The 11,208-nt window shown below is 57.2% G+C and carries 8 protein-coding genes; 7 read left to right on the top strand and 1 reads right to left on the bottom strand.

Annotated features, from left to right (window positions below; all coding sequences use genetic code 11):
* Positions 1 to 540 precede the first annotated feature (540 nt).
* Entirely contained in the window at positions 541 to 1,446 is a 906-nt protein-coding gene (locus AC0YNU_RS05415; protein ID WP_475753890.1) for a LysR family transcriptional regulator, read from the bottom strand.
* Between the two features lie 188 nt (positions 1,447 to 1,634).
* Here AC0YNU_RS05415 and AC0YNU_RS05410 point away from each other — a divergent pair, with 188 nt between their 5' ends.
* From AC0YNU_RS05410 to polA, 7 genes are all read left to right on the top strand, one after another.
* Positions 1,635 to 2,606: a phosphate ABC transporter substrate-binding protein gene (locus AC0YNU_RS05410; protein WP_475753888.1), complete on the top strand. Its 972-nt coding sequence runs from the start codon at positions 1,635 to 1,637 to the stop codon at positions 2,604 to 2,606.
* 185 nt (positions 2,607 to 2,791) lie between these two features.
* Positions 2,792 to 3,652 (top strand): phosphate ABC transporter permease subunit PstC, encoded by an 861-nt coding sequence (gene pstC / locus AC0YNU_RS05405; RefSeq protein ID WP_475753990.1) that lies wholly within the window; start codon positions 2,792 to 2,794, stop codon positions 3,650 to 3,652.
* The gene (gene pstA / locus AC0YNU_RS05400; protein WP_475753885.1) at positions 3,649 to 4,536 is read left to right on the top strand and encodes a phosphate ABC transporter permease PstA; all 888 of its coding nucleotides are present in this window, start codon (positions 3,649 to 3,651) and stop codon (positions 4,534 to 4,536) included. Before pstC ends, pstA begins: the two co-directional genes overlap by 4 nt.
* A 17-nt stretch (positions 4,537 to 4,553) precedes the next feature.
* On the top strand, positions 4,554 to 5,312 hold the full coding sequence (gene pstB, locus AC0YNU_RS05395; RefSeq protein ID WP_475753883.1) for a phosphate ABC transporter ATP-binding protein PstB: 759 nt from the start codon (positions 4,554 to 4,556) through the stop codon (positions 5,310 to 5,312).
* Positions 5,313 to 5,569: 257 nt separating this feature from the next.
* Positions 5,570 to 7,159, top strand: coding sequence for a GGDEF domain-containing protein (locus AC0YNU_RS05390; RefSeq protein WP_475753881.1), 1,590 nt, complete (start codon positions 5,570 to 5,572; stop codon positions 7,157 to 7,159).
* On the top strand, positions 7,156 to 8,358 hold the full coding sequence (locus tag AC0YNU_RS05385; protein ID WP_475753879.1) for an EAL domain-containing protein: 1,203 nt from the start codon (positions 7,156 to 7,158) through the stop codon (positions 8,356 to 8,358). The genes AC0YNU_RS05390 and AC0YNU_RS05385 overlap by 4 nt, the downstream gene beginning before the upstream one ends.
* Positions 8,359 to 8,547: 189 nt before the next feature.
* A complete protein-coding gene (gene polA / locus AC0YNU_RS05380) occupies positions 8,548 to 11,208 on the top strand; it encodes a DNA polymerase I (protein ID WP_475753877.1) in 2,661 nt (886 codons plus the stop codon).

Raw genomic sequence — 11,208 nt, 5'->3', positions numbered from 1 at the left:
CCGTAAACGGATCCACGGCTCGCTAGGCTACCTGTCCCCGATTCGTTTCGCAGCTCAGTTTGATAAGAGAACCGGGTCATAGCTGGTGTCTACTTTCTTGACAGAGGTCCAAACCGGCTCCGGCGGCTGCCTAAAGCTGCGAAATAGCAGCTTTCCCGTCCGAACCGGCTCCGGCGAGTGCTCAAAGCTGCGAAACAACAGCTTTTCCGTCCGAACCGGCTCCGGCAGGTGCTCAAAGCTGCGAAACAGCAGCTTTTCCAGCCGAACCGGCTCCGGAGGATGCCTAAAGCTGCGAAATAGCAGCTTTCCCGTCCGAACCGGCTCCGGCGAGTGCTCAAAGCTGCGAAACAGCAGCTTTTCCAGCCGAACCGGCTCCGGCGAGTGCTCAAAGCTGCGAAACAGCAGCTTTTCCGGCCGAGCCGTCTCCGGCGATGCTCAAAGCTGCGAAACAGCAGCTTTCCGACCGAACCGGCCTCCTGCGGGCATCTCCTCTCGATCTCTTCACCGACCTAGAGCCGGCTACACGTAGCCAGCTCTGCATTATTGCCCCGGCGCTGAAGCCAAACTCCCGCCCCGGGACAGCAAGTTAACAATCTGCTGCACGAAGGATGGATTCCAGTAATCGCTCCGCCAGGCGGCCGCGAACTTCATATATACCGCTTGCCCGGGCAGCGGAACGTGCAGCATGCGTGCCCCGCAGCGTTCGACGGCCGAAGCGGGTAGGACGGCAAGCATGCCGCCTCCCGTCGCCGCGCCGAGCACGAGGTCAATCCGGTCGGTGGACCAGTTGAACGGAAGGGTTACCTTCTCGTGCAGCTCCCACCCGCGAAGCGCTTCTCTCAGAGAAGTATCAGCAAGCTCGACGAAACGCTGGCCGGCTAGCTTGTAGGGCGGAATGGAAGCGGATCCGGCGAAAGGATGGCGCTCGTCCATGAATAACAGCAGCCGTTCTTGGGCGAGTTCGAGGAACTGCAGCTGCGGCAAAGCGCCTCGCATAGGAAAGCTCCCGCTGACGAGCAGATCAATCGCGCCTGCTTGCAGTTGCTCCAGCAGTTCCGCATGACTTCCTGTGCGCAGCTCGATGCGCATTTGTCCTGCGTCCGCGGCATGCGCCCCCCAATCCAGCCCGAACAGCAAGGAAGAAGCGACATCCGTACAGCCGATGATGAATCCGTGCTTGCCATGCTCGCGATAGGATTGAAATCTCGCTTCCGCTTCTCTATAGAGCCGATCGACTTCTACGGCATAGCGAAGCAGGATCCGACCCGGATCCGTCAGCAGCACTTTGCCTGTCTTGATTTCGAAGAGCGGAACGCCCCATTCTTCCTCGAGCTTCTTCATATGAAAGCTGACGGTAGGCTGCTTCACGCCGATCGATTCGGCGACCGCGGTGACTTTCTTCAGTTGATCCAGCATCACTAATATCTGCAGTCTTAATATACTCATGGATTGTTAAGCTCCTAAACGACTAGAATATACAATTCCTTTATATTATATCAATAATTTATTCATATTCTCTATGCAGTTTTAGCATTCCGTTAACACTAAGAAAATATCAAATTAATAACCAGCCTATACAATAAGTCTTGTAAAACAAATAACCGCGGGGATAGCGGAAGGAGAAACGAACTGAAATGAGAAAAGCACTTTTCATCGTTGTAGCACTAATGTTGACGATCGGTCTTGCTGCTTGCGGCTCCAACAACAATAACGGCGGCAATGCAAATAGCGGTACGGAAAACACAGGCAATGCAGGTACGGGCAACGCAGGCACGGGTAACGCGAACGCAGGCGGCGAGGCATTGAGCGGATCGGTTCTGGCAGCAGGCTCCACGGCTCTTCAACCGCTCGTCGAGCAAGTATCGAAGAAATTCATGGAAGACGCGAAGTACAGCGGCATCACCGTGCAAGTTCAAGGCGGCGGCAGCGGCACTGGCTTGACGCAAGTGCAAGGCGGTCAAGTGGGCATCGGCAACTCGGATATTTTCGCGGAAGAGAAGTTCGTAGACGCGGATGCAGACAAAGCGAAAGAACTGGTTGACCATCAAGTTGCAGTCGTAGCGATGGCAGCTGTCGTGAACAAAAGCGTAACGGTCGACAACCTGACGAAACAGCAATTGGTCGACATCTTCACGGGTAAAGTGACGAACTGGAAAGAAGTAGGCGGCCAAGACGAGAAAATCACGATCATCAACCGTCCAAGCAGCTCCGGTACGCGCAAAACGTTTGAAAAATACGCGCTCGGCACGAAATCCGAAGACGTAGCAGGTTCGATCCAAGAAGATGCATCCGGTACAGTTAAGAAATACGTAACCGACACAAAAGGCGCTATCGGCTACCTGGCCCTTTCCTACCTGGACGATACCGTTAAAACAGTCAAATACGAAGGCGTAGAACCGAAAGAAGAAAACATCGTAACCGGCGCTTATCCAATTTGGGCTTACGAGCACATGTACACGAAAGGCGAGCCTGACGCAGCAACGAAAGCTTTCCTGGACTACATGGTGAGCGACGAAGTTCAAAAGAGCGACGTTACTGAACTGGGCTACATTCCTGTAGGCAACATGCAAGTAAAACGTGACGCTTCCGGCGCCATCGTAAAATAAGCAACGCATCAGGCAATCGAATATCGAACCAGTCATTAGAGGTGGAGCTCTCCGCCTCTTCTTGACGGTCAAGACTACGCCAATGTTTGTATTGAAGGAGAGATGAAACGATGGAGCAGCCCGCTGTGAATGATCAACCACGCGTACACCAGAGAACGACACGCACGATAGCTAAGCCTCACGTCATGGAAGAATGGGTAGGGAAAGTGTTCACGACCTTGTGCGTCACCGTACTTGTCGTCACGATCGCCGCCATCGTCTATTTCGTAGCTTCCCACGGTTTGGCTACCTTTATTACCGATGGCGTCAGCCTCAGCGGGCTGCTTAGCGGATTGAAATGGGATCCGGAGGGCGATATTCCGCTGTACGGCGCCCTGCCGTTCATCTTCGGCTCCTTCAGCACATCGCTGCTTGCGGCTGTCATCGCCGCACCGCTTGGCTGCTGCGCCGCCGTCTTCATGACGCAGATCATGCCGGGCATCGGCAAGCGCGTGCTTCAGCCGGTCATCGAACTGCTTGCAGGCATTCCTTCCGTTGTATTCGGTTTTGTCGGCCTGAGCATCGTGGTTCCTTTCCTGCGCTCGGTATTCCCGGGTCAGGGGATCGGCATCGCGGCCGGTGCGATCGTCTTGTCGTTCATGATCCTGCCTACGATCACGACGATCGCGACCGACGCGTTGTCCAACCTGCAGCGCGGCCTGAAGGAAGCTTCGTTCGCGCTCGGCGCAACTCGCTGGCAGACGATTTACCGGATCGTAATTCCGACGACGCTGCCTTCGTTGCTGACAGGTGTCGTGCTCGGCATGTCGCGCGCTTTCGGCGAAGCGCTGGCCGTGCAAATGGTCATCGGCAACGCGCCGCACATCCCGCATTCCCTGTTCGAGTCGGCTTCGACGCTGACCAGCGTCATTACGCTGGACATGGGCAACACGATTACGGGCTCCACGCATAACAACGCGCTGTGGTCGCTTGCTTTGATCTTGCTTGCCATGACATTCGTATTCGTCTTTATCGTTCGATTCCTGGAGAGGAGAAATAACCGATGAGCGCCAAAACCGCAGATCGCATCGCAACAGCCGTCATCGTGGCCGTATCCGGCCTCATTGTTCTCCTGCTGGCAGGCTTGCTGGGGTATATTCTCTTCCAGGGATTGCCGAACATCAGCTTTCATTTCTTGACATCCGGTCCGCAAACGATCAAAGCGGGCGGAGGCATCGGGCCCCAGCTGTTCAATTCCTTGTTCTTGCTGGTGCTGACGCTGATCATTACCATTCCGATCGGCCTTGGCGCCGGCATATACATGAGCCAATACGCGAAGCCCGGCAAGCTGACGGATTCCATTCGCCTGATCGTCGAGGTGCTGTCTTCGTTCCCGTCGATCGTCGTCGGATTGTTCGGCTTGCTCGTGATCGTTAATATTTTCGGACTGGGCTTCTCGCTCTTCTCCGGTGCGCTTGCGCTGACGGTATTCAATCTGCCGCTCATGGTACGGATCACGGAGCAGGCGATGAGCGGCGTGCCGCGCGAACAGAAGGAAGCGAGCTTGGCGCTCGGGCTCTCCCGTTGGAAGACGATCACGTCGGTCATGCTTCCGATCGCGATGCCGGCCATCGTAACAGGCACCATTCTTGCCGCGGGCCGCGTCTTCGGCGAAGCGGCGGCGTTGTTGTTCACGGCAGGCATGAGCTCGCCAAGGCTTGATTTTACGAACTGGAACCCGCTCAGCCCGTTCTCCCCGCTCAATCCGTTCCGTCCGGCGGAGACGCTGGCGGTTCATATTTGGAAAATCAACAGCGAGGGCTTGGCACCGGATGCTTCGCAAATCGCTGCGGGCGCATCGGCTGTTCTCATCATCATGGTACTGATCTTCAATTTCTCGGCAAGATGGTTCGGCAGATACTTGCACCGCAAATTTACGGCGACCAAATAAGGGGAAGGTGAACAAGCATGCAACAGACAGGATTATCAGCCAGCAACCTCAGCGTATTCTATGGGGAGAAGGAAGCCATCAAGAGCGTATCGCTTGATTTCGCGCCCCGCGAGGTAACCGCGCTCATCGGACCTTCCGGCTGCGGCAAATCAACGTTTTTGCGCAGCCTGAACCGGATGAACGATACGATTGGCGGCGTACGCACGAAAGGCGAGATCTGGATCGACGGCGAGAATATCAACGACCCCGGCGTCGACGTCGTCCTGCTGCGGCAGAAGATCGGCATGGTATGGCAGCGCCCGAATCCGTTTCACAAATCGATCTACGAGAATATCGCGTTCGGTCCGCGTTACCACGGCGTCCGGAAGAGGAAGCAGCTGGACGAGATCGTGGAAGAATGCCTGCGGAAATCCGCGCTGTGGGAAGAGACGAAGGATCGTCTGCATACTTCGGCGCTGGCGCTCTCCGGCGGCCAGCAGCAGCGGCTCTGCATCGCGCGCTCCATTGCGGTTAAGCCGAAGGTCATCTTGATGGACGAACCGGCATCCGCGCTTGATCCCGTATCGACGGCAAAGGTCGAAGAACTGATCGCGGAGCTCAAACAGGATTACAGCATCGTCATCGTTACCCACAACATGCATCAGGCAGCGCGCGTCTCGGACAAAACCGCTTTCTTCTATATGGGCAAAGTCGTCGAGTACGCCAAAACCGATAAAATCTTTACGAATCCTTCCGAGAAGGCGACGGACGATTACATCTCCGGTCGTTTCGGCTAATAGCCGGAAAAGTCCTGAGGGGCAGTCATTACGGCAAAGATCAATAGCATAACCTAAGGAGCCGGGCGGCTGTACAGCGCTTGGTTCTTTGTCATTGGCAGGGTTGCTTATCGAAGGGATCGCCGCCGACGTTCGACGATCGTTGCTTGAGAAATGTTTTACATAATTTTAACAGTGGAGCAACGCTCCCTTCACAATCAAGACCTACAATAGACCTATAAGCTAGTCAAAACGACTCACGCCTAAGAGGGATTCCCGTGGATGAAATTGGATATGGTCTGTTGGACCGCACAATGATTAATCGGCTCATGGAGCAGTGGCATCATGGAGGGATCGGCGTCATTATCGTCCACCTGTACGGCAATCCGCCTTCCGCCGCTTACGAGGCGCTCACGGGCTGGATGAACGAGCAGCGGCGGCTGATATGGCGTTATCGGATGGAGACGGATTTCTTTTATTTCCTGCAGCGAGGCAAGTCGGAGGAGCAATTGGACAAGCTGACCCGCCGCGCCGTGGCCGGCCTGCAGGATCGGTTAAAGCGCGTCTATGCCAAGGTGGACCGCAGTCTGCAAGGAAACGGGAATCCGGCATCGTCTCGATTCGCGATCGGGCACGCGCTGGCATATCCGACAAGCACGGGCCGTTCAGCCGAAGCGACGATCTACAACGCCGTGAAGGAAGCAGTGACCGCCGTGATCCGATCGCGTTTCCGACAAGAGGAGGCGGCCGACGTATTCGAGCAGTCAGCGTCGTTTGGAGCCGAGACGGAGCTGTTCGACGAGCAGCCGTATACGAGCAAGCCGGAGCAGCCTCTAACGATCGGTCAGACGCATCGGCTGAGCCCTCCGCCTCCTCTGATGCACGGCGGACCTTCGCCGTTTCCGATCGGCGCGCTCGCCAAGCCGATTCCGTCGTTCCATCCGAAAGCGCTCGTGTCGGATCTCGCGCGGATGTTCGAGACGAATCCGCAGGTGCAGGGCGCCGTTATCGCAAGCGAGGGCCGTCCGCTGGGACTCGTCATGAAGGAAAACATGAATCAGCTGCTTGCGGGTCAGTTCGGGCTTCCGCTGTATTGGAATCGTTCCATTGCCAAGATCATGGACGAAGAAGCGTTGGTGGTGGATGCCAGCTGGCCGGTAGAGCAGGTCTCTCAGATGGCGATGGCGCGGGATATCTCCCGTCTGTACCATGTCGTCATCATTATGCGCGACGAACAACTCATCGGCGCTGCGTCGGTCCGCTCCATACTGGAATGCATTACGCAACTGCGGACGGAAGAAGCGCTGACCGCAAGTCCGCTCACCGGACTGCCAGGCAATGCGGCGATCCAGCGCGAGCTGCAGCGGCGGATCGATGCAGGGAAGCCCTTTGCCATCGTGTATGCCGATCTGGATTATTTCAAATGGTACAATGACTGCTTCGGATTCAGCCAAGGCGACGAGTTGATTCGTTTTCTGGCCGAAGTGCTGCAGCAGGAGACAGGCCAAGGGGGCCGCAAGGATGATTTCGTCGGCCATATCGGCGGGGACGACTTTATTCTGCTGACGGAAGCCGACGACGCGGAGCTGCACTGCCGGCAGATGATCGCCCGTTTCAACGACGGCGTTACGGCGTTCTACGGCGATGCCGACGTCTCCGCCGTTACGGATAGGAGCGGCAACCCGGTAGCGCAGGAAGGCGTGGCATTGTCTTTGTCGCTGCTGCTGTGGGACGGCACGGAGCATGTGACGACCTCCGTCATCTCGCAGGCGGCGGCGCGTGTGAAGAAGCAGGCCAAAGCGATCGGCGGCAGCGTCTATGTGACAGGCCAAGTAATTGAGAAGCATCTGGGAGAGGGAATAACGTGAACGTGAGAAGAGACAGCGTCGGGATGGGAATCATTTACTTTGCCTGGCATGGCAAAGCGCAGGAGAAGACGGAGATTAAAAGCCGGCTGCGCGCGAATTGGCGGCGTTTCGCCGAGAAAATGCTGGACGAGGACGGGCAGGCGGTCTTGAACGGAGTATCTCGCATGTGGATGCGCGACGATCTCTTCGTCTGTTTCTCGCTGCCGGGCGAACGTGCGGAGAGACTCGAGGAGCGTCTGCTGGAAATCGGGAATGCGCTGCAGCTGGACTGGGAGCCGCGGTTCATGGAGACGGCTTTCGACGGTCATGTGCCGGATCTGCGACTGCACACGGGCGTATCGTATCTGGATGGCGGTATCGTGTCGGAAGAAGAACGGCTATACGACGGAATTAAGCGCGCAATCGTGCATGGGCAATCGACCGGTGCGGCCGAACGCAGCCTGAAGCGAAGAGCGTTGGAAAACATTTTGGACGAAAGGCTTATCGTGCCCGTGTACCAGCCTATTATGTCGCTTCAGCGGGATAAGGTGTCCCTGTTCGGGTATGAAGCGTTGTCTCGTCTGCCCGGCAGCCGCTGGTTCGACGGGCCGCTCGGCCTGTTTCAGTTTGCCGACGAAGAGGGGCTGACGTACGCGCTCGACCGGCTTGCGCGCGAGAAAGCGATCGAGGGCTGCACGGGACTTGCGAACGGGCGCAAGCTATTCATTAACATTACGGCCAAAATCATGAACGATGCGTCCTTCTCGCCGGGACAGACGCTGCTGCTGCTGCAGCGGTACGGCTTGTCCCCGCACCATGTCGTGTTCGAAATTACGGAACGGACGTCGATCGAAGACTTCGATGCAGCCAAACGGATTCTTCAGCATTACCGCACGCAGGGGTACCAAATCGCCATCGACGACGCCGGCGCTGGCTACTCCTCGCTGCAGTCGATCGTCGAGCTGAAGCCGGACTATATCAAGCTCGATCGTTCGCTGATCCGGGGCATCCACCAGGATGGCATGAAGGCGCACCTCGTTCAGACGTTCGCGGATTTGGCGGCGAAGATGGACATCAAGCTGATCGCCGAAGGCATCGAAGAGGACGAGGAGCTGCAGTACATTCAGGCGCTCGGCGTTCAATACGCGCAGGGTTTTCTGCTCGGCCGTCCGGCGCCTTTCGTCGTTTATCCGTCGGATTCGGCGGTTAACGGCGGTTAACGTCAGCTGACTGCGGTTAACGTGGCATGCAGCGCTAAACGGAGATCAAAGCGCTTAGCGGGAATCAGCCGTCTTATGGCGATAAATTCAAGCTTTCCGAGCGTCCGCGACAGCGGATTCATTGGGAAAGCTTGTTTGCTTTGTGCTATGATAAGCACTAGGAAACTAAAGGTGAGGTGTGCCTTTTCGATGGATAAATGGGTATTGATTGACGGAAACAGCATTATTTACAGAGCATTCTATGCGATGCCGCCGCTGACGAATTCGGCAGGCATGCACACGAACGCGGTATACGGCTTCACGACCATGCTGCTCAGGCTGTTGGAAGAAGAAAAGCCGACGCATATGCTCGTGGCATTCGACGCCGGCAAAATAACGTTCCGCCACGAGGGCTACGAGGACTACAAGGGCGGACGGCAGAAGACGCCGCCGGAGCTGTCGGAACAGTTTCCGGTACTGAAGGAGCTTCTGCAATCCTTCGGCATCGCGCAATATGAATTGGCCGGCTATGAAGCCGACGATATTATCGGTACGCTGAGCCGCCTCGCCGACGAGCAAGGGGTGGAGACGGTCGTCGTATCCGGCGACAAGGACATGCTGCAGCTGGCCTCCGATCATGTCACGATCGCGCTGACGCGCAAAGGCGTAAGCGAGGTCGATCGCTACGATCCGGCCGAGATCAACAACCAATACGGCCTTAAGCCGCTGCAAATCATCGATCTTAAGGGCCTGATGGGCGATAAGTCCGATAATATCCCGGGCATTCCGGGTGTCGGCGAGAAGACGGCGTTGACGCTGCTGCACGAATACGGCTCCGTCGAGAGCGTATTGGAGCATGCCTCCGAGCTGAAGGGCAAAATGCAAGAGAAGGTGGAGACGCACAGGGACAGCGCGATCATGAGCAAGAAGCTGGCGACGATCTTCCGCGAGGTGCCGCTCGAGAAAGGGCCGGCCGATCTCTCTTACGGCGGCTATGAAGCGCATGCGCTGGCGGACATGTTCCGCAAGCTGGAATTCAAGTCGCTGATCGAACGGCTTGCGCTTCCGGACGCTGGCAGCGCCGATAACGGCGTTCCGGCTGCTCCTCCGACCTATGAGGTGCTTCGTGCCGACTCCCTGAGCAAGGCGGATCTCGAGAAGCTGCTTGCTTCTTCGGAAAGTCTCTATATCGAATCGATCGGAGATAACCCGCATCAAGCGAGGCTTATCGGCATCGCGGTCACGAGCGGGGAGCGGATCGTCGTGCTGACGTACGACGACCTGATGGATCCTTCGCTATCCGCTCCGGTACGGGCGTGGCTGGAGGATGAACATGCGCCTAAGCGCGGCTACGATCTGCATAAGGCGGAGCTTGCGCTCGGCTGGATCGGCATCCATCTGCGAGGCATCGCGTTCGATGCGCTGCTGGCGGCTTATCTGCTCGATCCGACAGAATCGAGCCAATCGCTGGCGTGGCTCATTCAGCGTCACGGGCTTGCCTCCATTCAGACGGATGAGGCCGTCTACGGCAAAGGCGCGCGGCTGCAGGTGCCGGAGGCTGACGTGCTGGCCCATCACCTGGCTGCCAAAGCCGATGCCGTTCGCAGGCTGGTGCCGATGCTGTCGAGCGAACTGGATAACGGCAAGATGTCGAAGCTGAACGACGAGCTGGAGCTGCCGCTCGCCGTCGTGCTCGCCGGCATGGAGAAACAGGGCATTCAAGTGAATCCCGCCGTGCTGGAAGACCTCGGCGCCGAGCTCGAGAAGGGCATCGCCCGGTATATGAGCGATATCTACGCGCATGCAGGCATGGAGTTCAACATCGGTTCGCCGAAGCAGCTGGGCGAAGTGCTGTTCGAGAAGCTCGGCCTGCCGGTCATCAAGAAGACGAAGACGGGCTATTCTACGGATGCCGAGGTGCTGGAGAAGCTGGAGCCGTATTCCGAGATCGTCAAGATGATTCTGCACTACAGGCAGCTCACCAAGCTCCAATCCACGTACGTGGAAGGGCTGCTGAAGGAGATTCGCCGCGATACCGGCAAGGTGCACACGTACTACCGGCAGACGATCGCGGCGACGGGCCGATTGTCGAGCCAATTCCCGAACTTGCAGAACATCCCGATCCGGATGGAGGAAGGAAGACGCATCCGCAAAGCGTTCGTGCCTTCGGAGCCGGGCTGGAAAATCCTCGCGGCAGACTATTCGCAGATCGAGCTTCGCGTCCTCGCGCATATTTCCGGCGACGAGAAGATGAAGGAAGCGTTCATCGAAGACACGGACATTCACACGAAGACGGCCATGGACGTCTTCGGCGTTCCGGCCTCCGAGGTGGATGCGAACATGCGCCGCCAGGCGAAAGCCGTCAACTTCGGCATCGTTTACGGCATCAGCGATTTCGGGCTTTCGAACAACCTGGGCATTTCGCGCAAGGACGCGGCCAGGTTCATCGAGCAATATTTTGCCGTATTCCAAGGGGTTCGGCAGTATATGGACGATATCGTGGCGCAGGCACGGAAGGATGGCTTCGTGACGACGCTGCTGGAACGCCGCCGTTACTTGCCGGAGATCAAGGCGTCGAACTTCAACCTTCGTTCCTTCGCGGAACGGACGGCGATGAACACGCCGATCCAAGGCACGGCAGCGGATATCATCAAGCTGGCGATGGTCAAGATGGATCACGAGCTACGCGAGCGCGGACTGCGCAGCCGCATGCTGCTGCAAGTACACGATGAGCTCGTCTTCGAAGTGCCGGCCGAGGAGCTGGAGCTGATGAAGACGCTCGTCCCGGAAGTCATGGAAAGCGCGCTGAAGCTCGACGTGCCGCTGAGGGCGGACGTCAGCTACGGTGACAATTGGTATGAAGCGAAGTAA

The sequence above is a fragment of the Paenibacillus sp. J31P316 genome (assembly GCF_056269105.1).
Note: the sequence above shows the minus strand (reverse complement) of the source record. Positions and strands in the feature narration are given on the sequence as shown.

Bases quoted from the DNA above. Each gene is read 5' to 3' on its own strand.
- AC0YNU_RS05415 (WP_475753890.1), bottom strand. From the start codon at position 1,446: ATGAGTATATTAAGACTGCAGATATTAGTGATGCTGGATCAACTGAAG.
- pstA (WP_475753885.1), top strand. From the start codon at position 3,649: ATGAGCGCCAAAACCGCAGATCGCATCGCAACAGCCGTCATCGTGGCC.
- polA (WP_475753877.1), top strand. From the start codon at position 8,548: ATGGATAAATGGGTATTGATTGACGGAAACAGCATTATTTACAGAGCA.
- AC0YNU_RS05410 (WP_475753888.1), top strand. From the start codon at position 1,635: ATGAGAAAAGCACTTTTCATCGTTGTAGCACTAATGTTGACGATCGGT.
- pstC (WP_475753990.1), top strand. From the start codon at position 2,792: ATGGAAGAATGGGTAGGGAAAGTGTTCACGACCTTGTGCGTCACCGTA.
- pstB (WP_475753883.1), top strand. From the start codon at position 4,554: ATGCAACAGACAGGATTATCAGCCAGCAACCTCAGCGTATTCTATGGG.